Consider the following 22,509-nt stretch of genomic DNA (forward strand, 5'->3'; position numbering starts at 1 on the left):
AGTAGTAAATCCACCGAAGCTTCAATACTGCCGTTTCCGCTCGACTTGCATGTGTTAGGCCTGCCGCCAGCGTTCAATCTGAGCCATGATCAAACTCTTCAATTAAAGTTTTGGTGTTTGCTTTTCCTAAGAAAAGACAAACGGCTCGATAAATACTGTTTTGTTCGTCTCTTGCGAGACAAACGAATTGACTGTGCCGAATAACTAAAAGTTATATCGTATTGTTCACTCAGTTCATCGAATAAATCTTTTTGYCTATTCTCAACGAGTGCCCACACAGATTGCATAGGTCAAATTGTTAAAGAGCATTGACTGTGCGAAGCTGCGCTTCGCTTGGTCAGGGCTGCGTATCTTACGCGCCTTACCGTTAAAGTCAAGAAGAAATTTTATCTTTTATTTTCAACCCTCAGGCTGGAAATAAAACTTCTTTTTGACTCCCCTAACGCTTGGCGTTAGGTGGACGGTTATCTTAATCTTTTAAAAACTCACGTCAAGCGTTTATTTTTATTTGATTTTTTACTTCAACATGGCGCTGAGCGCTTGTCCTGCGTGCCGTGTCGATGGAGGCGCATTATAGAGAAGTTGATCGCCTTAGCAAGAGGGAAAAGCGACTTTTTTTGCAAAAAGCCGCCGTTCGGTCAAATAATCAGCGCTATGGGCTAAAACTGAGCAAATTGATCAGTAAATGCTTTCACTTTTTGCCAATCGGTATATTCCACTTCCTTACTCGTATCCGTCTCGCCGCCGGTAATATGCATAATCAAGCGAATCATCATACGATCGAACCATTTATAGCGCGGGTAGTAGAGGGCTCCGGCGAACACGCCATGCAACTGAGGCGTCCATGGCGACTTTTCTAGAAACTTACGACTATAGGCGCTCGTTTCTGCGGTATCTTTACCAGGTTTACGCGCGGTTAAATTGACACTAAAAAAGCCCGCTTTCACTCGGTTTAGCTGTTCGCTGTGCGTATCGATAAATTGATAGAGCTTTTTATTGAAGTGGCCATAACGAATCGATGCTCCGATTAACACCCGATCATATTGGGTAAGATCGAGTGTTGGCACTTGATGGAGATCGCTCACGTCACACTGCGCACGTTCTCCAAGCTGACTCTCTATATAATGTAGAATCTTCTTAGTTTGCCCTTCCCGACTTGAGTGTAACAGCAGCACTTTCTGCGTTGCGTTGCTCATTGCTTCTCCTTCCCCTGTTTAGCTACGCCAAAAAGTGGGGGTAAATAAAACCAGTAATGTGAATATCTCTAAACGACCAAACAGCATCGCCAGGATCAGTACCCATTTCGCTGTGTCATTAATATCACCAAAGTGAGCAGCCACTTCGCCCAAGCCTGGGCCGAGATTATTGAGTGTGGCCGCCACAGCCGAAAAAGCGGTCAGCTCTTCGATGCCGGTTGCAATTAACGCCAGCATACAGATCACAAAGACCAACGCATAGGCGGAGAAAAATCCCCATACCGCGTCGACAACTTGTTGACGTAAGGCTTTGTTACCCACCTTAATCGTATACACTGCACGGGGATGGACTAAGCGCTTAAGCTCGCGCGTTCCTTGTAGTGAAAGCAATAAGATACGAATGACTTTCATCCCCCCACCTGTTGAGCCTGCACACCCGCCGATAAAGGAAGTGAATAACAATAGAACAGGTAAAAACAGCGGCCAATGAGCAAATGTCGTCGTGGTATAGCCTGCGGTGGTTGAAATAGATACCGACTGAAATAATGCTTGAGTGAAAGTTTCAGCGGAACTGTCATAGACTTGATGTCCACTCAGCATAGCAAACACCACCAGCCATAATAGGAGCTGAATCACCAAAAATGCGCGAAATTCTGGATCGCGCAAGTAAAACTTTAAATTGAGCCCGTTATTAGCAAAGGCCGCAAAGTGAAGCGAAAAGTTGCAAGCAGATATCAACAAGAAGACCACGGTGATCAGGTTTACGGCCGTACTGTCAAAGTGACCGATACTTGCGTCATGGGTTGAAAAACCGCCAATTGCAACGGTTGAAAAGCTATGCCCAATCGCATCAAACGCTGACATACCGGCCAACCAATAGGCTAACGCGCAGCTGACCGTCAGTGTCAGATAAATGTACCAAAGGACTTTCGCGGTTTCGGCTATCCTGGGCGTCATTTTGGTATCTTTGACCGGCCCTGGGATCTCTGCACGATAAAGCTGCATGCCCCCGATGCCAAGCACGGGAAGAATCGCCACCGCTAAGACGATAATCCCCATTCCGCCCAGCCATTGAAGCAGCTGGCGATAAAATAGAATAGCCTTAGGGAGCTCGTCCAACCCCACGATCACGGTCGCCCCTGTCGTCGTTAACCCCGAAAAGGACTCAAAAAACGCCTCACTGACCGATAAATCAGGCTGTTCCGACAACATCAGCGGCACAGAGCCTGCGCTGCCGATCACCGTCCAGAACAGCACGACAATTAAAAAACCGTCGCGCGCTTTGAGTTCATGCCGGTAATCACGGTTTGGAAACCAAAGTAATCCGCCCCCCGCAAGCAGTAAGAAAAATGTCAATACAAACGGGAGCCCAGCACCGTCACGGTAAATAAAAGCCACCAGCGCAGGGGCGAGCATGGTAATGCTGAACAGGGCCAGTAGAAGTCCGACGATGCGGGTAATGGAACGAAATTGCATAGCCTGACGTGGCCCTCTTATCAGCGACAGCCTTTTACTGCCGTCTCATCGTTACACGTAAAGCAGGCTAAATGCCTGACGTTAATTATTGATGTTCTGTTGAGTAAGCTTGTGCCTGCCCACGAGTTTGATTTTTTAGCGCATCAAGAAAACCTTCGATGAATCGCGCATCAATACGGACAGCTAGCTGCACATTATGACTGAACGCAGCATCAAGCTGAATGCCATGGTACTGCTTTAGTAGCGCCTCGATAGTATCAATGTGAGCATATTCACAGCTTATTGTGTAAGGAACCGTGACAGCAACCTCACGCGTTGTTAATAAGCTTAGCGCTTGTTGCACACTGGTACCGTATGCTTTCACTAAGCCCCCGGTACCCAGTTTGATCCCACCGAAATAACGGACAACCACCGCACAGACCTCTCCGACTTTTGCGCCCGACAGTTGCGCAAGCATTGGTTTACCTGCGGTTCCTGCGGGCTCGCCATCGTCACCACAGCCCCATTGTACCGATGATTCGGGTCTTCCCGCGACGAAGGCCCAACAATGATGGCGCGCATCAGGGTAAGCGTTGCGTAAAGATTGAATAAACTGCTTCGCGTCTGCCTCACCCGGTGTGTGAGCAAGATAGGTGATAAATCGGCTCTTTTTTATTTCAAGCTCGTGCCTGACAGTCTCTGCAGGAACCGCATAAGGCGTGATCGGCATAATGATATAATCCTTGAGTTTCTACCTTGCACTTTATCATATCTCCGCTTCTTCTACAGGGACGCCCACGCAGCAAAAACAATCCACACCACATATTTTAAACATTCGTTTAACTTTTGGTTGTCATTTATTATAACAATGATCCACACTAGAGCTCATCTGGTCTAACCAGAACAGTATTCAACCAGGATGGTACGGCCAACGTGGAGAAAAACCATGATCTACCAAGGAGATAACCTTTCAGTTCGTGCATTGGAAAACGGCATTGTAGAACTGACACTGGACAGCCAGGGTTCTGTCAACAAACTGGATCTGTCGACGCTAGAAAGCTTAGACCGAGCCCTCGACGCCTTAGCAGGCCGAGAAGATGTAAAGGGGCTCATGCTCACATCTGCAAAGTCGGCCTTTATTGTCGGCGCCGATATCACCGAGTTTCTCGGTTTATTTGCCAAGCCCGACCAAGAGCTCTCTGATTGGGTTTCGCGCGCGAACGCAATCTTCAATCGTTTAGAAGACCTCCCCTATCCGACGATCAGCGCCGTCAACGGCCATGCCTTAGGGGGCGGCTGCGAGTGTATTCTTTCTACCGATTTACGTGTTGCAAGCTCTGACGCACGGATTGGTCTCCCCGAAACCAAACTGGGTATTATGCCTGGGTTTGGTGGCACTGTGCGCTTACCGCGTTTAGTGGGTGCCGATACGGCGATGGAAATTATCACTGCAGGTAAAGAAAAACGCGCCGCGGCAGCGCTCAAAGAAGGATTAGTGGATGCCGTCGTTGAAGTAGATAACCTTCGTGACGCGGCAATCAGTATGCTCACTCAAGCCATCAATGAAAAAATTGATTGGCAAGGCCGTCGTCAGCAGAAAAAACAACCATTGGGGCTAAACCGCACAGAAGCCGCCATGAGTTTTACCATGGCTAAAGGCATGGTGGCTCAGGTAGCCGGTAAGCACTATCCAGCGCCAATGACTGCCGTGACGGCCATTGAAGAGGCGGCCGGCATGACACGCGATGAGGCACTCAAGGTCGAAAATCGCTATTTCGTGAAACTGGCAAAAACCGACGTTGCTCAAGCCTTAGTCGGGATTTTCCTCAATGATCAAGTGATCAAAGGCAAGGCGAAAAAAGCCGCTAAACAAGGGAAAGATACCCAGCGTGGTGCCGTTCTAGGTGCAGGTATTATGGGCGGCGGCATCGCCTACCAATCGGCCCTAAAAGGCGTGCCTGTGATGATGAAAGACATTGCACAAGCATCGCTAGATTTGGGCATGAAAGAGGCCACCAAGCTACTCAATAAGCAACTCGAACGCGGTCGTATCGATGGCTTTAAAATGGGCCAAGTGCTGTCGTCAATCACCCCAAGTCTACACTATGCCGGCATTGAACATAGCGATGTAGTTGTTGAGGCTGTGGTAGAGAACCCTAAAATCAAAGCCAGTGTTCTCAAAGAGGTAGAAGAGCAAGTGAGTGCGGATGCGGTAATTGCATCGAATACCTCCACCATTCCTATCAATACGTTGGCCAAGTCAATGGCGCGCCCAGAAAACTTCTGTGGCATGCATTTCTTTAACCCCGTCCACCGCATGCCGTTGGTCGAGGTGATTCGAGGCGAAAAGACCTCCGATGAAACCATTGCCCGTGTGGTTGCCTATGCAGCGAAAATGGGCAAATCACCGGTTGTTGTCAATGACTGTCCCGGGTTTTTCGTCAACCGCGTACTCTTCCCCTATTTCCATGCCTTTAGCCTTCTTCTTCGTGACGGTGTGGATTTCCAACGCATCGATAAGATTATGGAGAAGCAATTTGGCTGGCCAATGGGCCCTGCCTACTTACTCGACGTGGTTGGTATCGATACCGCGCACCACGCGCAAGCGGTTATGGCAGAAGGCTTTCCTGATCGCATGAGTAAATCTGGTCGTGATGCGATTGATGTGATGTTCGACGCCGAGCGTTTCGGTCAAAAGAACGGCAAGGGTTTCTATCGCTACTCTATCGATAAAAAAGGGAAGCCGAAAAAAGAAGCTGATGAGGCCGTACCTGGGTTACTTGCCTCCGTGATCGAGGGGAATCAGTCAGATATCAGTGATGAAGATATAATTGCTCGTATGATGGTGCCGATGGTCAATGAAGTGGCACGTTGTCTCGAAGAAAACATTATCGCCTCTCCTGCTGAAGCAGATATCGCCTTGGTCTATGGCATTGGTTTTCCGCCATTCCGCGGTGGTGCTTTCCGTTATGTTGATACTCTGGGTGTTGATCACTATGTCGCAATGGCAGACAAATTCTCTGATCTTGGCGCCTTGTATCATGTCCCAACGGATATGAAACGTCGTGCGGGCGACAAACAGGCTTACTTTGATGTGACCCCGGTCAACGCACCGCAATCAGCCTAAGGTTAAGGAGAGAACAATGAACAATGTAGTGATCGTTGACTGTATTCGTACACCAATGGGCCGCTCTAAAGGCGGTGTATTTCGCAATGTACGCGCGGAGGACTTATCGGCGCACTTGATGAAATCCTTACTGACTCGCAACCCAGCAGTCGAAAGCAGCGCAATTGAAGATATTTATTGGGGCTGTGTCCAGCAAACGCTAGAACAAGGCTTTAATATTGCGCGTAATGCCGCTTTATTAGCGGGGATCCCACACTCCGTTGGTGCTACCACCGTCAACCGCCTGTGTGGTTCGTCGATGCAAGCGCTACACGATGCAGCGCGTGCAATCATGGTTGGCGATGGTGACACCTTCATGATTGGGGGCGTGGAGCATATGGGACACGTGCCGATGAACCATGGTGTCGACTTCCATCCTGGTTTGTCTAAATCGGTTGCAAAAGCAGCAGGCATGATGGGGCTTACTGCAGAAATGCTTGGTCGTATGCATGGTATTAGCCGCCAAATGCAAGACGAGTTTGCTGCTCGCTCTCATGCGCGTGCTCACGCAGCCACGGTAGAAGGGCGTTTTAGACAAGAGATAGCCCCTATCGAAGGCCATGATGCCAACGGTCTACTGACTCTGGTTGAAGATGATGAGGTGATTCGTCCAGAAACCACGGTTGAAAGCTTGGCCAACCTGCGCCCCGCCTTTGACCCTGTTACGGGCACAGTGACGGCGGGTACTTCATCGGCGCTATCAGATGGCGCATCAGCAATGCTAGTGATGAGCGAAGAAAAAGCCAAATCACTCGGGCTCCCTATTCGAGCACGCATTCGTGCGATGAGCGTTGCCGGCTGTGATCCATCAATTATGGGTTATGGCCCAGTGCCAGCCACCCAAAAAGCACTGAAACGCGCTGGATTGAGTATCGATGATATTGATCTTGTGGAGCTGAACGAAGCATTTGCCGCGCAATCACTACCTTGCGTCAAAGATCTCGGCCTGATGGATAAAGTCGATGAAAAGGTCAATCTCAATGGCGGCGCCATTGCCTTGGGTCACCCATTAGGCTGTTCAGGTGCACGCATCTCGACCACCTTGTTGCATCAAATGGAGCGTCAAGATGCCACCTTAGGGTTGGCAACCATGTGTATTGGTTTGGGTCAAGGGATTGCCACCGTGTTCGAACGCGTGTAATGCCTTCTTCGTGACGATAAAAGAGCGGTGTTTACCGCTCTTTTTTTTGGGTTGCGTCTAACGGCGTTCAATCGCATAGTGATTGATATAACGCAAGTGGTCGATTATTCGCTCGGCCTAGTATGGCCGCTCACTTATTCCAACCGGGAGAATGCCATGTTTAACGCGCTTGTCCTCGAACAACACGAAAAACAAACCCTCGCCAATATCACCGCCTTAGCAGAGAGTGATCTCCCTGACGGCAATGTTACCGTCGATATTGACTATAGTTCACTCAATTACAAAGATGGCCTCGCCATTACCGGCAAAGGGAAAATTGTGCGCCAATTTCCGATGGTGCCAGGTATTGATTTTGCTGGCACGGTTGCAGACAGCCAGCACCCAGACTATCAACCTGGAGATAAAGTGGTGCTGACCGGCTGGGGCGTCGGTGAAGGCCACTGGGGTGGCATGGCTGAGAAAGCGCGCGTTAACGGTGATTGGTTAGTCCCCTTAGCCGAAGGGCTGACTGAACAACAAGCCATGATGGTCGGCACCGCTGGGTTGACTGCCATGTTATGCGTACAAGCCTTGATTGATGGCGGCGTTAAGCCAGAAGACGGCAAAGTATTAGTCACGGGCGCCAGTGGTGGCGTAGGCTCTGTCGCCGTCACCTTATTACATGCTCTCGGTTATCGCGTCAGTGCTGTCACTGGCCGCCTAGACGCAAACCAAACCTGGCTTGAACAGCTTGGTGCCAATGACGTTTTACCGCGCGACGCATTTAGCGCCCCTGGGCGCCCGCTTGATAAACAACACTGGGCTGGTGCAGTTGATACCGTCGGCAGTCAAATGCTCGCCAACGTGCTGTCACAAATTCAGTATGGTGGTACGGTCGCTGCATGTGGCCTTGCCGGTGGCTTTGACCTCCCTGCCACCGTCATGCCATTTATTTTGCGGAATGTACGCTTGCAAGGAGTGGACTCTGTCTCTTGCCCGAGACCACAACGGCTCGCCGCATGGCAGTCACTCACCAAGCTGTTACCCGCACGCTACTTTGAACAAGCGTGCCACACTATCGCCCTGGCCCAGACGCCAGCGTACGCCGATAAAATCATCAATGGCGAAATAAAAGGCCGCGTGGTGATTGATATCACCAAGCAAGACTAACCATAAACGCAAGATTCATCATATGACACAAGGTCAATACTCAGCGAGATATTGGCCTTGTTTCCGTTACTGGTTTTCTCTGAATAACAGGCAAAAAAAATCCCGCTCTGAAAGCGGGGAAGCCCAAGAAAACTAGGGAGTGAGAGTGAGTGTCGCTGTTGAGTGAGTTAGCTAGCCTTGCGAAGAATCTGTTGGCTGAACGGTCAATGTTTCCATCAACAACCCCAGCGCAGACACCAGCAATGCTAAAGTCGTTAATAGAGCGTGACCCTGACTATGCGCTAAGTCTAAAAAAGCAAGGGCGCTCAATCCTGTATAAGCCAATACACGGTAGCCATAAGTAAAACCAAATTGTTGCTCGTTTACTTTTCTCATGCCACTCGCCATTCGTTAACGACTTGTTAATTAATTTACACAATAATTTTACAATCACAACCCTATTTGAATAATTCTGACTCGTAAGTATGATCAGGTCGACATTTTTTGAGGACACCGACATGACGACGCTTTTTAACCATGCTGATCATCAGCTTGATGCTTTAGGGTTGCGCTGCCCTGAACCTGTAATGATGGTACGTAAGCGTATCCGCCATATGGATGACGGTCAGACCTTGCTTATCACCGCTGATGATCCCTCTACGACACGAGATATTCCGAGTTTTTGTCGCTTTATGGACCATATCCTGGTCGCTGCCCAAACAGAGACCGTGCCGTTTCAATTTTTGATCAAAAAAGGGCTGGCATAATGCCAACCCTTATACCAATTCATCATTGTCCTGCGTTAACTCAGTAGATACCAGGTATCGAGTACAGCCAATGCCGCAAACATGGCCGCGGCAAGCGCGCGTACCACCGCAAATGGCACATGGCGCTGAATCTTATCGCCGGCTAAAACCACGGGAACATTGGCTAACAGCATCCCAATGGTAGAACCAATCACCACAACCCACAGTGCATCATTAAACTGTGCCCCCAGTGCCGTGGTCGCCAATTGGGTTTTATCCCCTATTTCAGCGACAAAAAAGGCGGTAAAACTGGCCCAAAATGCACTCTTTCCCTGTATGCCTTCATCCTCAAGCTTATCTGGGATCAGCATCCAAACCGCCATCACACTAAAACTGATAATCAAAATGACGTGTAAAACGGTGTCTGTTAGAACGTCTGCGGCCACCACACCAAGCCATGCGGCTATTGCATGGTTAACCAAAGTGGCTAATAGAATGGCACTGACAATCACCGCGGGTTTTCGAAACCGGGTCGCCAACGCCAAAGATAGTAACTGGGTTTTATCCCCTATTTCCGCCAAGGTGACGGTGGAAATAGAAATAGCAAGAACGCTCATGACAATGCTCATCTGGGGCAGGGCTTATTATGATTCAACCACGACAACACACACGCCCCACCCCGGTTCGTGCGATTGTCGTTGGTCTCGTCAAGCCCAGAGCACCATAAAGGTGGGCTTGCAATCACCATGAAGATTTTGCTTCAACTATGTTGATGATTGCCCCACTGACTGTGCAGTGGTCGACTACTCCCCAAGACGGCGCTAGTTTACGATTTGAACAATCATTTGGCAACGTCTATTCATCCATATTACCGCTGTATCGATAAGTCGGTTAAAGACGCACAAAAATCCGCCAGCCCCCTACTGCTTGAGCGCGCTGCGAGTTATAATTGCCAGCTATTTTCTCCATTCATCAACTCGCGCGAACCTGACAATGCATAAATTCGATATCAAAACCTTTCAGGGTATGATCCTCGCGCTGCAGGATTATTGGGCCCAGCAAGGCTGTACCATTGTTCAGCCGCTAGACATGGAAGTGGGGGCGGGAACCTCCCACCCGATGACATGCTTGCGTGCCCTTGGACCAGAACCGATCGCAGCGGCTTACGTTCAACCTTCTCGTCGTCCAACCGATGGTCGTTATGGTGAGAACCCAAACCGTTTGCAGCACTATTATCAATTTCAAACCATTCTCAAACCATCACCCGACAATATTCAGGAGCTCTATCTAGGCTCTCTGCGTGTGTTAGGTATAGATCCCGAAGTTCACGATATTCGCTTTGTCGAAGATAACTGGGAAAACCCAACACTGGGTGCGTGGGGTTTAGGCTGGGAAGTGTGGCTTAACGGAATGGAAATTACCCAGTTTACCTACTTCCAGCAAGTCGGTGGTCTGGAATGCAAACCCGTTACCGGCGAAATCACTTATGGTATCGAGCGCTTGGCCATGTACATCCAAGAAGTCGATTCTGTCTATGACTTAATCTGGACTGATGGTCCGTTTGGCAAAGTGACCTACGGCGATATTTTCCATCAAAACGAGGTGGAGCAGTCGACCTACAACTTTGAACATGCTGATGTTGACTTTCTGTTCCGCTACTTTGATCAGTGCGAAGCCGAAAGTACCAAGCTCTTGGATCTCGAGCAGCCGCTCCCCTTGCCTGCTTATGAGCAGATCCTAAAGGCTGGTCATGCGTTTAACCTACTGGATGCGCGAAAAGCCATCTCAGTGACTGAACGCCAACGCTATATTTTACGCATTCGTACCCTGACTAAGCGGGTTGCTGAGGCGTACTATGCATCACGCGAAGCACTGGGCTTCCCCATGTGCCGCCACACTCAATAAGGGAGCATCATGGCAACGCAAAATTTCCTGATAGAGCTAGGTACGGAAGAGCTACCACCGACAGCATTGCGCACACTGGCTGAAGCCTTCGCGAGTCAGTTTGAAGCGCAACTAAAAGACGCTGACCTGAGCCACCAAGGTGTTACTTGGTATGCATCGCCTCGCCGGCTGGCGTTAAAAGTGGCCGCTTTGAGCGATCGCCAACCCGATAAGGTCGTAGAAAAACGCGGACCCGCGGTCAGCGCTGCTTTTGACGCCGACGGCAATCCCACCAAAGCCGCCATGGGTTGGGCGCGCGGTAATGGTATTGATGTCAGCGAAGCTGAACGCTTAAAAACCGATAAAGGTGAGTGGCTGCTTTATCGTCAACACGTTCCTGGCCAAGCCATTGACGCTTTGCTGCCCGTGCTAGCCGATAACGCGCTAAACAAGTTGCCTATTCCTAAACCCATGCGCTGGGGTGATAAAGACACCCAGTTTATCCGCCCGGTGAAAACCTTGGTAATGCTATACGGCGAAACCTTAATTGAAGGCACGATTTTGGGCGTGGCGTCCGACCGTGTTATTCGTGGTCACCGCTTCATGGGTGAGCCGAATTTAACCCTGGCTCACGCCGATCACTACCCTGAGCGTCTCGAGCGGGAAGGCAAAGTGATGGCGGATTATGAAAAGCGTAAGGCATTGATTATTAGAGATGCCAAAGCAGCCGCGGACGCAGTGGGCGGAATGGCTGAGCTGGATGAAGACTTGGTCGAAGAAGTCACCTCATTGGTAGAATGGCCGGTAGTACTGACCGCCTCTTTCGAGAACAAATATCTCAAAGTACCGTCTGAAGCGCTGGTGTACACCATGAAAGGCGATCAAAAGTACTTTCCAGTGTATGACGCCAACGGCGAGCTACTGCCTAAGTTTATCTTTGTTTCTAACATTGAATCGAAAGATCCGACACAGGTTATCTCAGGGAACGAAAAAGTCGTACGCCCTCGCCTCGCGGATGCGGAGTTCTTCTTTGATACTGATCGCAAGCGCCCATTGATTGATCGCCTGCCAGAGCTTGATAGCGCGGTATTCCAAAAACAATTAGGTACCATCAAAGATAAAACCGACCGCATTACTGCACTTGCAGGACAGATTGCAGAGCGTATCGGTGCCGACAAAGCACACACCGAGCGCGCTGGCCAGCTGGCAAAGTGTGACTTAATGACCTCAATGGTGTTTGAGTTTACCGAAACGCAAGGCGTGATGGGCATGCACTACGCACGTCATGATGGTGAACCAGAAGCGGTTGCGCTGGCACTGAACGAGCAATATTGGCCGCGCTTTGCCGGTGATAAGCTACCTACGACGCCAGTATCGTCAGCCGTTGCAATGGCCGACAAAATGGATACCATCGTCGGTATCTTTGGTATTGGCCAAGCACCAAAAGGGAGTGATCCATTCGCCCTACGCCGTGCTGCTCTCGGTGTGCTACGTATTATCGTTGAAAACGGCTATCAGCTGGATTTAGTCGACCTCATTCGCGACGCCAAAGCCCAATACGATGATCGCCTCACCCATAAAGAAGTAGAGACCGAGGTCTTAGACTTTATGCTAGGTCGTTTCCGCAGCTGGTATCAAGATATGGGCTATAGCGTCGATATTATCCAAGCGGTATTAGCGCGCCGTCCAACCAAGCCTGCCAATTTCGATAGCCGTGTGAAAGCCGTTTCTCATTTCCGTAGCTTGGACGAAGCAGAAGCCTTGGCCGCCGCCAACAAACGTGTTGGCAATATCCTTGCGAAGTACGACGGCGAGCTGCCCAGCACAGTCGATAGCAGCTTACTACAAGAAGACGCTGAAAAAGTACTGGCGGATGTAGTGGCAGAAAAAGTCGCTGCGGTTAAGCCTTTGTTTGCTGACAGCGATTATCAAGGCGCGTTGACCGAACTGGCGCAATTGCGCACACCGGTTGATACCTTCTTTGATAATGTGATGGTCATGGCCGATGACCCAGCACTGAAGGCCAACCGTTTAGCGATGCTTCACCTTATCCGTGAGCAGTTCCTCAACGTGGCAGATATCTCGGTACTGCAAAAATAGACCCATCGAAGGCGTTATCAAACCCCGCACTAGCGGGGTTTTTTATGCTAATCCTGGTTATGTTTCACGTGAAACACTAGGCCTATAACCACGATGAATGCTTCGCATCAGTGTACTTACTTCTTCGTTTTACTCTCAACCTAACCTTCCCAGATAGTGGCATATCAACGCTGTACTGATAACGTAACAACCCTGTCAACCACCGGACTTAAAGAGCGTTCGATAACAGCCTCACAACGCTTTCTTTTTCACAAACAATTGTTGTATGTTGATGGCAGCTTAACCAAAACAATGACATAAATATTTGAAGGCAGTAATCATGGAAGTCACTCACTTTGGCGAGAAACTCGCTAACCACTCGGGTATCACCCAGTTAATGGACGATTTGAATGATGGCTTACGTAATCCAGATGCGATTATGCTCGGTGGCGGTAACCCCGCTGCGATACCGGAAATGCTCGATTACTTCAAAACACTGAGCCAATCGATGCTGGATGATGGTAGCCTCGTCCATGCCATGGCCAACTATGATGGCCCACAAGGTAAGTCGGCATTACTGAATGCCCTCGCCGAGCTTCTCAATAAGACCTATGGGTGGCAGCTTTCCAGTAAAAACATCATGCTCACCAACGGTAGTCAAAGTGCGTTCTTTTATCTGTTTAACCTTTTAGCGGGACGTTATTCAGACGGCAGCCATAAAAAGATTTTACTCCCCTTGGCGCCTGAATATATTGGCTATGGCGATGCAGGGATCAGCGACGATATCTTTGTTAGCTACCAACCTGACATTGAGTTAATGGATAATCGACAGTTTAAATATCATGTCGACTTTAGTCGCTTAACCATTGATGACAGCATTGGTGCTATCTGTGCCTCTCGGCCGACCAACCCAACCGGTAATGTGCTCACTGATAGCGAGATCCAGCAGCTTGATAAACTCGCGCGCGAGCATAACATTCCATTGATTATCGATAACGCCTACGGTACGCCGTTCCCTGATATTATCTTTGAAGATGTTGCCCCGTTTTGGAACGACAATACTATTCTTTGCTCTAGCCTCAGCAAGCTAGGGTTACCCGGGGTGCGTTGCGGGATCGTGATCGCCAACGAAGATGTCATCCAAGCCATGTCAAATATCAACGGCATCGTTAGCCTATCGCCAAACAGTGTCGGACCGGCAATGGCGCTGGCGATGATTGAACGAGGTGACTTGTTGCGATTAAGCAAAGAGGTCGTTCGCCCCTTCTACCAACAAAAATCACAGCGCACACTTCGTATGGTGTTGGACACTATTAATGATGAGCGTGTTCGCGTGCATAAACCCGAGGGGGCCATCTTTTTGTGGCTGTGGTTTGAAGACTTACCCATTTCTACCCAAACACTGTACCAGCGACTAAAAGCCCGTGGTGTATTGGTGGTGCCAGGCGAATATTTCTTTATTGGTGTGGAAAGCGAGGATTGGCCTCATGCGAGACAATGTATTCGCATGAACTACGTCCAAGACGACGATACCATGCAACGAGGCATAGAGATTATTGGCGAAGAAGTCATCCGTGCCTACCAAGAGGGCTAACACTGTTTCACGTGGAACACTTACCGAGCTCCTTCTTTACTGTTTCACGTGAAACATTGGCTCAGGCTCAGTTCGAACCAACGTAACAATCTGGCACGTCATCCATCGTTATCATCGACAAGCCAGGTTCCTGCAATGATAAGCAGACTGAAAGCAACCAATATGCATAAATGAAGGGCAGCGTTAGCTGCCCTCTTCGTTACGATTAACTTATTGCTTGGAGTAGCTGCGCCGCTAAACCTTCATGTCTCTGCCGCGCTTATTCTGCGTTTTCTAGCATGCGGTTACCGCCTATTTCGATACGGCGAGGTTTTTCTTCTTCAGGCACCTCACGAACCAGATCAATATGCAGCATGCCGTTTTCCATTTCCGCCCCCATCACTTTAATATGATCGTCGAGGTGGAACTTGCGTTCGAAGTCTCGTTCAGCAATGCCCTGGTATAAGAACTTAGTGTTCTGGTTTCGTTCGGCTTTTTTGCCGGAGATCGTCAGGCTATTTTTTTGCTGAGTGATATCGACTTCATCTTGCCCGAATCCAGCAACAGCCATCGTAATCCGGTACTGGTTCTCCTTACTTTGCTCAATGTTGTAAGGAGGGAACCCACCCGCATTATTAGTGTTACTGTTCTCGACCAAGTCGAACAAACGGTCAAAGCCAATCGCGGTACGATAGAGTGGAGAGAAATCAAAGTTACGCATAATCTTATCCTTCCTATGAAGCAATAAAATGTTATCTACGGCTTTCCAACCTGGACAAGCCCCCAGCGACCCAATGGCATCGCCTCATTACTCTATATAGGGTTGCGCCGATTGATTTCAATGGCTGATTTTAAATTTTTTTCTGTATGTAATCAGTCATACCTTGAGCATTATGTTGCATATATAAATATCAAAAAAGGCCAGCAATACTGCTGGCCTTAATAGAGACAACTAACGGATCAGTAGTTTACACGTCGAGGTTTTCCACTTTCAGCGCGTTGTTTTCAATAAAGGCCCGACGAGGCTCAACTTGATCACCCATCAAGGTGGTAAACAGCTCATCGGCCGCAACCGCATCGTGGATAGTCACCTGCATCATACGGCGCCCTTCAGGATCCATGGTGGTCTCCCAAAGTTGATCAGGATTCATCTCCCCCAAACCTTTATAACGCTGACGCGAGACACCACGCATGGATTCTTTAACCAACCAGTTTAGCGCCTGCTCAAAGGTCTCCACTTTTTGGGTCCGTTCCCCACGCTTCACGTAAGCACCCTCGTCAAGTAGCTGATCGAGTGTTTCCGATAAGCTCGCAATACGCCCATATTCTTTCGAATTCAGGAAGTCATAGCTGACCTGGTACTTGTAATCAACACCATGGGTTCGCACCACCAACTCAGGCACCCAAACTTGATGATCTTCATCAAAGCGACAAGACGCTTTATAGTGGCTTTCACCGGTCGATTTGCGATTAAGGATGTCGACAATGTTCTCAACCCACTTCTTCGCGGCCCATTCGTCACGAAGTTCCTCGACCGCTAAACGCGGTTGGTACAGTAGCTCATTCAGCAATGCCGCAGGATAACGACGCTTCATACGCTGAATCAGTTTAAGCACACCATTGTACTCTTTGACCAGCTTTTCAAGCGATTCACCATGCATCGCTGGCGCATCAGGGTTCACAAATAATGAGGCATTTTCCAGTGCCAGCGCGACCTGATATTGCTCCATCGCTTCATCGTCTTTGATGTACTGCTCTTGCTTACCCTTCTTCACTTTATAAAGAGGTGGCTGAGCGATATAAATATAACCACGCTCAATCAACTCAGGCATTTGGCGATAGAAGAAGGTTAATAACAAGGTACGAATGTGCGAGCCATCAACGTCAGCATCCGTCATGATAATGATGCTGTGGTAGCGTAACTTATCGGGGTTGTACTCTTCGCGACCAATCCCACAGCCCATGGCGGTGATCAAGGTCGCCACTTCTTGCGACGATAACATCTTATCAAAACGGGCTTTTTCCACGTTTAAGATCTTACCTTTAAGCGGCAATATCGCTTGGTTTTTGCGATTACGCCCTTGTTTCGCTGAGCCACCGGCTGAGTCACCCTCCACAATGTAGAGCTCAGACAGGGCGGGATCTTTTTCTTGGCAGTCGGCCAATTTACCAGGCAAGCCAGCTAAGTCCAGAGCCCCTTTACGACGTGTCATTTCACGCGCTTTACGCGCTGCATCACGTGCACGTGCGGCATCAATAATCTTGGAGCACACCACTTTGGCATCGGCTGGATGTTCAATTAAAAAGTCAGACAAGTGGCTGCTCATCGCCGACTCAACCGCCGATTTCACTTCCGATGACACCAGTTTGTCTTTGGTTTGGCTCGAAAACTTAGGATCAGGGACTTTGACCGATACCACCGCCGTCAAACCTTCACGGGCATCATCGCCAGACGTCGCTGCTTTAGCTTTTTTCGAGTAGCCTTCTTTGTCCATAAAGCTGTTTAAGGTTCGCGTCAGTGCACCGCGGAACCCAGCCAAATGCGTACCACCGTCGCGCTGTGGAATATTGTTGGTAAAACAGTAGATGTTCTCTTGGTAACCATCATTCCACTGCATTGAGACTTCGACGCTAACGCCATCATCACGCATATGTTCAAAATGGAACACCGATGGATGAATCGCGGTTTTCTTTTTATTCAAATGCTCAACGAACGCACGAATACCGCCTTCATATTTAAAGTGATCCGATTTGTCTTCCTCGCGCTCGTCAATCAATCGAATCGACACACCCGAGTTAAGGAAAGACAATTCACGTAAGCGCTTGGCGAGGATCTCGTAGTTGAAGTGAATATCCGTGAAGGTTTCTTCACTCGGCCAAAAACGAATGCGGGTACCGGTTTGATCGGTTTCGCCCAGTTGAACCAAGGGACCCAGTGGCTCACCATGAGAAAAATTGAGTTGGTGGGCATAACCGTTACGCCAAATTGTCAATTCAAGCTTTTCTGACAGTGCGTTAACCACAGAGACACCGACACCGTGTAGGCCGCCCGACACTTTATACGAGTTATCATCAAATTTACCCCCGGCGTGCAGCACGGTCATGATAACTTGGGCAGCTGAAACACCCTCTTCTTCGTGAATATCGACAGGGATACCACGACCGTCGTCGCGGACCGACACAGAGCCGTCTTCGTGAATGGTGGTCACGATATCGTTACAATGTCCGGCCAGTGCTTCATCGATCGAGTTATCGACCACCTCAAACACCATATGGTGTAGGCCGGTACCGTCGTCGGTGTCGCCGATATACATTCCCGGACGCTTACGGACGGCATCCAAGCCCTTCAGTACCTTGATACTCGATGAATCGTATTCGTTGGACATTGAGTTACTCTCGCTTATTTATCCTGCGTTAATTTTGCCATGTTCCACATGAAACATCTTACTATTTTCGTCGCAAATTTCCGCGACTTGATCGGCACTAATGGCGCTGACAAAAACCTGCGCCCCGATCCGGGTCAATTCACTGGCTAGCAGTGCCCGGCGGCGGCTGTCTAATTCTGAGGCAAAGTCATCGATCAGGTAGATACAGGCGATGCCTTGCTCTTCGCTATAAAGCTGTCCTTGTGCAAGCCGAAGCGCACAAACCATCAATTTTAGTTGCCCTCGAGAGAGCACATCATCGACCGGGGTACCGGCCACCTTGATGCGTAAATCGGCTTTGTGTGGCCCAGACACCGTGTAGCCCATTTGCTGATCGCGTTCGAAGTTAGTCGCCAACAAAGCCTGGTAATCTGCACCGCGCTCCCAGCCTTGAGAAAACCGAAACTGAATCGAGAACTCGGGTAAAAATGCCTGGCATAACGCCGTTGCGCGCTCGGCCACAGCATTAACATAAGCTTGTCGCCAAACACTAATTTGCTCGGCCAAGCTAGCAAGTTCTGCATCCCACACTTGTATATCACGGTAATTGCGCGCAGTTTTAAGCGCGGCGTTCCGTTGCTTGGTGAGCCGCTTGACCCGCGTCCACGCTTCAAAAAAACCGGGTTGGGAATGAAACACCCCCCAGTCGATAAACGCACGGCGAAATTTAGGACCATCTGTTAATAGCTCAAACCCTTCAGGGGTAATCAGCTGCAAGGGCAAGACTTTGGCCAGTGCCACTAGCTTTTGCCCTTTTTCTTGACCTATTTTAACATCGGCACTGCCGTCTCGGCGCTTTTGAATGCCGACCGGAAGCAAGATCCCATCTTGCGTTTTCACCCGGCCATGGACCGTTAAGCTCGGTTGTTGATGACGGATCACACGGCTGTTCAGTGCGCTGCGAAATGAGCGCCCGTGGCCAAGAAAATGAATCGCCTCCAAGACACTGGTTTTTCCACTGCCGTTGGGGCCAATTAAAAAGTTAAAGCCTGACGACAGTTCGATATCGCAGGCTTCAATATTTCTGAAGTCATGAATGACCAGTCGAGTGAGCGCCATAATCTAGAGGCGAATGGGCATCACGACATACATGGCATCATCGCGATCACAGTCCTCAATCAAAGTACTGCCGACCGCGTCTGTCATTGAAAAACGGACAGTGTTACAGCGCAAAACGTTGAGCACATCTAAAACATAACTGACGTTAAAACCAATCTCGATGGCCTCGCCTTGATAATTCACTTCCAAAAATTCTTCGGCTTCTTCTTGCTCGGGGTTATTGGCAGAGATGCGCAGCTCACTGCCATCAATATTCATCCGAACACCACGGAATTTCTCATTCGACAGCACCGCGGCTAACGACAAGGCTTGCTTGAGCTCCGCGCAATTAACCTCAAGTGTCCGAGACGTCGATTGCGGCAGCACTCGGCGATAGTCAGGAAATCGTCCATCGACTAACTTCGAAGTAAAGGTCACGTTGCCGACTACCGCACGAATATTGGAAGCACCAATCTGAATATTGACCGGATTCTCACTATCATCCAACAAACGCGCTAGCTCACTGACGCCTTTACGCGGCACAATCACTTGTTGCGCTGGCGCGCTTTCATCCATGGTCAGGTGGCACACTGCCATACGGTGACCATCGGTCCCTACCGTACGTAGCGTTTGTCCATCGGTTTCGAACAGCAAGCCATTGAGATAATACCGCACATCTTGGTTTGCCATTGAAAACTGAGTCGCATCAATCAGGTGATTCAGTTTATTTTGTGGCAGCTGCAGGCTTACATCCGCTTGCCAATCATCGATGTTGGGATAATCGCTAGCCGGTAAGGTGGACAAGGTGAACCGGCTTCGACCCGCTCGCACCACGACACGATCACCTTCTTGAGCAACCGTAATACGAGCTTCACTGTTCAAGCCTTTGATAATATCCATGAACTTACGCGAGGGAACCGTTATCGCCCCATCTTGATGCTCTCCCTCCAACGGTGCCGTTGCATTAAGCTCTACCTCCATATCAGTGGCGGTGAGCTTAAGTTGCTGCTCGGCGACTTCAATCAGAAGATTGCTTAAGATCGGTAAGGTACTGCGCCCACCTAAAGCCCCAGAAACTTGTTGCAGCGGTTGAAGTAGCTGCTCACGCGTAAGAATAAATTTCATAATTAGGACGACAATGTTCGAATCAGGTTAGAGTAATCTTCTTTAATATCGTGACTTTCTTCACGCAGTTGCTCAATTTTACGGCATGCATGCAATACGGTTGTATGGTCACGACCGCCAAAGGCATCACCAATTTCTGGCAAGCTGTGGTTGGTCAGCTCTTTCGATAAGGCCATCGCCATTTGACGAGGGCGTGCTACCGAGCGAGACCGGCGCTTAGATAACAAATCCGCCATCTTGATTTTATAATATTCTGCCACGGTTTTCTGAATATTATCGATAGTGACCAGCTTTTCTTGTAGCGCCAACAAATCGCGCAACGCTTCCCGAACGAAATCAATGGTGATCGCGCGGCCGGTAAAGTTGGCGTTGGCAATGACACGATTAAGCGCCCCTTCCAGTTCACGGACATTCGACCGCAACCGCTTAGCAATAAAGAAGGCAACTTCATCCGGCAAACGAATCGCGTGGTCTTCTGCCTTTTTCATCAAGATCGCCACACGCGTTTCCAATTCAGGCGGTTCAATAGCAACCGTCAGGCCCCAACCAAAGCGTGATTTCAAGCGATCCTCAACCCCATTGATTTCTTTTGGGTAGCGATCAGAGGTCAAAATGATCTGCTGATTCCCCTCAAGCAAGGCATTAAAGGTATGGAAAAACTCTTCTTGTGAGCGCTCTTTATTGGCAAAAAACTGAATATCATCGATCAAGAGCGCATCCACGCTACGGTAGTAGCGCTTAAACTCTTCGATGGCGTTGTTCTGCAGTGCTTTGACCATGTCTTGCACAAACCGCTCAGAGTGCATGTAAACCACGCGAGCATCTGCCTTTCGATCGGAAATAGCATTGCCCACCGCATGGAGCAAATGCGTTTTACCCAGACCCGTCCCACCATACAAAAACAGCGGATTATATGCCGCTCCCGGGTTTCCCGAGACCTGCCGTGCCGCCGCGAGTGCAAGCTGGTTCGATTTACCTTCCACAAAGTTATTAAACTTGTGTTTCGGATTCACGTTGGAGCGATGATTGACATCCGATTGCACCGGTGACGGTGCCGGCTCCCAAACGCGTCCACGAGTGGGGGCAGGGGCCGCTTGTTGAGGCGCAGGGGCTGACGCCGGACCTGCTGGCGCAGATTGCGGCGCAGCAGCAACCGGTTTACTGCCCACTTCAAAGCGCAGCATAGGCACGTCGACACCACAAAACTCATTCAGCAGTTGATTAATCTGATGCAAATATTTATCACGCACCCAATCAAGCACAAAACGGTTAGGGGCAAACAGGGTCAACGTATTGTCATTGAGTTCGGCTTGAAGTGGCCGTACCCACATACTAAATTCTGTTGCAGGTAAATCATCTTGAAGCCGTTCAAGACACTGCAACCAAAGCGATGATGACACGTTTGACTCCACGCAGTTATACCGAAAAGGAAAAGGTCATAATGGTACTCCTGTCGCGCTCAGATCGCTACCCACAAGATCCCGAAATCAGTGAATAAGATCCGACTTATGCACATAGATCCCACAGATAACCCAGAGATCGCCACAGCCTACCCGCTTTTTACTCACAACATTACGCACATGGTCGTCGTGACCAGTCCGAGAATTCCAGGCCATGTCCGCATCGATCCGACTCACGCCTGTTAATACGTTATTACTCATAACAACAAGGTATTTCTCGTCCCTCCCTCGCCCCTCTATATTACGTTTCCTATCAATATTGATGTGGTTATTACGGAGTTTTTCATGACTAAATGGATCCTCAACGCCCTGCTCAGCCTGAGCATGGTGATTTCAGTCCCCGCTTTTGCATCAGACACCGTCAAAGTGGGCATGTCTGGCCGATACTTTCCTTTTACCTTTGTCAAACAAGACCAACTACAAGGCTTTGAAGTCGACCTTTGGGATGAGATTGGTCAGCGTAATGACTACGATATCGAGTATGTAACGGCTAACTTCTCGGGCTTATTTGGGCTTTTACAAACTGGCCGTATCGATACGATTTCAAACCAAATCACTATCACCGATGAGCGCCAAGCGAAATATTTGTTTACCAACCCGTATGTCGTCGATGGGGCGCAAATCACGGTTCGTAAGGGCAATGACGCGATTCAGTCCGTCGCAGATTTAAAAGATAAGACGGTCGCGGTGAACTTGGGCTCTAACTTTGAGCAACTCCTTCGCGATCATTCAGCGTCCGATGATATCCATATCAAAACCTACGAAACCGGTATTGAGCACGATGTGGCCCTGGGCCGTGCCGATGCGTTTATTATGGACCGCCTCTCCGCACTACAATTGATCAAAGAGTCGGGCTTGCCTCTACAATTAGCGGGTCAGCCTTTTGAAACCATTGCCAACGCCTGGCCATTTGTTGACAACGACCGCGGCCAGCGCTTACGTGATGAGGTGAACACAACACTCGTCAACATGCGTGATGACGGCACGTTAGCCGATATTTCGATCAAGTGGTTTGGTGCTGACGTCACCCAAAAGTAAGTATTCACCAACATTAAAAAGCCCGCGTTGGCGGGCTTTTTTGTTTAAAGGACTC

General features: G+C 49.3%; 19 protein-coding genes and 1 riboswitch. Of the genes, 9 read left to right on the top strand and 10 right to left on the bottom strand.

Annotated elements, in window-relative coordinates; genetic code table 11:
• A partial coding sequence (locus BZG75_RS15455) for a hypothetical protein (RefSeq protein WP_206779525.1) occupies window positions 1-204 on the top strand: 204 nt, incomplete at its 5' end.
• 455 nt (window positions 205-659) lie between these two features.
• Here BZG75_RS15455 and hemG read toward each other — a convergent pair.
• The 3 genes from hemG to BZG75_RS09670 form a co-directional block, all read right to left on the bottom strand.
• Entirely contained in the window at window positions 660-1,196 is a 537-nt protein-coding gene (hemG, locus tag BZG75_RS09660) for a menaquinone-dependent protoporphyrinogen IX dehydrogenase (protein WP_025744923.1), read from the bottom strand.
• An 18-nt stretch (window positions 1,197-1,214) separates the two neighbouring features.
• Window positions 1,215-2,672, bottom strand: a complete 1,458-nt coding sequence (locus BZG75_RS09665; protein ID WP_077576837.1) for a TrkH family potassium uptake protein — start codon at window positions 2,670-2,672, stop codon at window positions 1,215-1,217.
• Between the two features lie 85 nt (window positions 2,673-2,757).
• Complete coding sequence (locus BZG75_RS09670) at window positions 2,758-3,381, bottom strand: YigZ family protein (RefSeq protein ID WP_077576838.1); 624 nt, start codon at window positions 3,379-3,381, stop codon at window positions 2,758-2,760.
• Between the two features lie 216 nt (window positions 3,382-3,597).
• Between BZG75_RS09670 and fadB the strand changes: the two genes are divergently transcribed.
• The 3 genes from fadB to acuI all read left to right on the top strand — a co-directional run bounded on the left by fadB (window position 3,598) and on the right by acuI (window position 8,107).
• A complete protein-coding gene (fadB, locus tag BZG75_RS09675; protein WP_077576839.1) occupies window positions 3,598-5,778 on the top strand; it encodes a fatty acid oxidation complex subunit alpha FadB in 2,181 nt (726 codons plus the stop codon).
• A 16-nt stretch (window positions 5,779-5,794) separates the two neighbouring features.
• Entirely contained in the window at window positions 5,795-6,958 is a 1,164-nt protein-coding gene (gene fadA, locus BZG75_RS09680) for an acetyl-CoA C-acyltransferase FadA (RefSeq protein WP_077576840.1), read from the top strand.
• A gap of 156 nt (window positions 6,959-7,114) precedes the next feature.
• Window positions 7,115-8,107 (top strand): acrylyl-CoA reductase (NADPH), encoded by a 993-nt coding sequence (acuI, locus tag BZG75_RS09685; protein WP_077576841.1) that lies wholly within the window; start codon window positions 7,115-7,117, stop codon window positions 8,105-8,107.
• Window positions 8,108-8,278: 171 nt separating this feature from the next.
• On the opposite strand, the gene BZG75_RS09690 is transcribed toward acuI, so the two are convergent.
• Entirely contained in the window at window positions 8,279-8,482 is a 204-nt protein-coding gene (locus BZG75_RS09690) for a hypothetical protein (protein WP_025744548.1), read from the bottom strand.
• A gap of 122 nt (window positions 8,483-8,604) precedes the next feature.
• Between BZG75_RS09690 and tusA the strand changes: the two genes are divergently transcribed.
• Window positions 8,605-8,853: a sulfurtransferase TusA gene (gene tusA, locus BZG75_RS09695; protein ID WP_077576842.1), complete on the top strand. Its 249-nt coding sequence runs from the start codon at window positions 8,605-8,607 to the stop codon at window positions 8,851-8,853.
• A gap of 35 nt (window positions 8,854-8,888) precedes the next feature.
• Here the strand turns inward: tusA and BZG75_RS09700 are convergent, their stop codons facing one another.
• Complete coding sequence (locus BZG75_RS09700) at window positions 8,889-9,449, bottom strand: TMEM165/GDT1 family protein (protein ID WP_025744547.1); 561 nt, start codon at window positions 9,447-9,449, stop codon at window positions 8,889-8,891.
• A 92-nt stretch (window positions 9,450-9,541) separates the two neighbouring features.
• A riboswitch (yybP-ykoY riboswitch) is annotated at window positions 9,542-9,651 on the bottom strand.
• Between the two features lie 174 nt (window positions 9,652-9,825).
• On the opposite strand from BZG75_RS09700, the gene glyQ reads away from it, so the two are divergent.
• The 3 genes from glyQ (at window position 9,826) to BZG75_RS09715 (ending at window position 14,389) form a co-directional block, all read left to right on the top strand.
• Complete coding sequence (glyQ, locus tag BZG75_RS09705; RefSeq protein ID WP_025673809.1) at window positions 9,826-10,737, top strand: glycine--tRNA ligase subunit alpha; 912 nt, start codon at window positions 9,826-9,828, stop codon at window positions 10,735-10,737.
• A gap of 9 nt (window positions 10,738-10,746) precedes the next feature.
• Window positions 10,747-12,816 carry a glycine--tRNA ligase subunit beta gene (glyS, locus tag BZG75_RS09710; protein ID WP_077576843.1) on the top strand — a complete coding sequence of 690 codons (2,070 nt, stop codon included), beginning with the start codon at window positions 10,747-10,749 and terminating at the stop codon, window positions 12,814-12,816.
• A gap of 319 nt (window positions 12,817-13,135) precedes the next feature.
• Window positions 13,136-14,389, top strand: a complete 1,254-nt coding sequence (locus tag BZG75_RS09715) for a valine--pyruvate transaminase (protein WP_077461797.1) — start codon at window positions 13,136-13,138, stop codon at window positions 14,387-14,389.
• A 259-nt stretch (window positions 14,390-14,648) separates the two neighbouring features.
• Here the strand turns inward: BZG75_RS09715 and BZG75_RS09720 are convergent, their stop codons facing one another.
• The 5 genes from BZG75_RS09720 to dnaA all read right to left on the bottom strand — a co-directional run bounded on the left by BZG75_RS09720 (window position 14,649) and on the right by dnaA (window position 21,356).
• Window positions 14,649-15,089 (bottom strand): Hsp20 family protein, encoded by a 441-nt coding sequence (locus BZG75_RS09720; RefSeq protein WP_077576844.1) that lies wholly within the window; start codon window positions 15,087-15,089, stop codon window positions 14,649-14,651.
• 247 nt (window positions 15,090-15,336) lie between these two features.
• The gene (gene gyrB / locus BZG75_RS09725) at window positions 15,337-17,754 is read right to left on the bottom strand and encodes a DNA topoisomerase (ATP-hydrolyzing) subunit B (RefSeq protein WP_077576845.1); all 2,418 of its coding nucleotides are present in this window, start codon (window positions 17,752-17,754) and stop codon (window positions 15,337-15,339) included.
• Window positions 17,755-17,772: 18 nt separating this feature from the next.
• The gene (gene recF, locus BZG75_RS09730) at window positions 17,773-18,852 is read right to left on the bottom strand and encodes a DNA replication/repair protein RecF (RefSeq protein ID WP_025744544.1); all 1,080 of its coding nucleotides are present in this window, start codon (window positions 18,850-18,852) and stop codon (window positions 17,773-17,775) included.
• A 3-nt stretch (window positions 18,853-18,855) separates the two neighbouring features.
• Window positions 18,856-19,956: a DNA polymerase III subunit beta gene (gene dnaN / locus BZG75_RS09735; RefSeq protein ID WP_025744543.1), complete on the bottom strand. Its 1,101-nt coding sequence runs from the start codon at window positions 19,954-19,956 to the stop codon at window positions 18,856-18,858.
• Window positions 19,957-19,958: 2 nt separating this feature from the next.
• A complete protein-coding gene (gene dnaA / locus BZG75_RS09740) occupies window positions 19,959-21,356 on the bottom strand; it encodes a chromosomal replication initiator protein DnaA (RefSeq protein WP_025744542.1) in 1,398 nt (465 codons plus the stop codon).
• A gap of 345 nt (window positions 21,357-21,701) precedes the next feature.
• Here dnaA and BZG75_RS09745 point away from each other — a divergent pair, with 345 nt between their 5' ends.
• The gene (locus BZG75_RS09745) at window positions 21,702-22,454 is read left to right on the top strand and encodes an amino acid ABC transporter substrate-binding protein (RefSeq protein ID WP_025744541.1); all 753 of its coding nucleotides are present in this window, start codon (window positions 21,702-21,704) and stop codon (window positions 22,452-22,454) included.
• Window positions 22,455-22,509: the final 55 nt, after the last annotated feature.

Source organism: Salinivibrio sp. AR640 (assembly GCF_001995405.1).
GTDB classification, from domain to species: domain Bacteria; phylum Pseudomonadota; class Gammaproteobacteria; order Enterobacterales; family Vibrionaceae; genus Salinivibrio; species Salinivibrio costicola.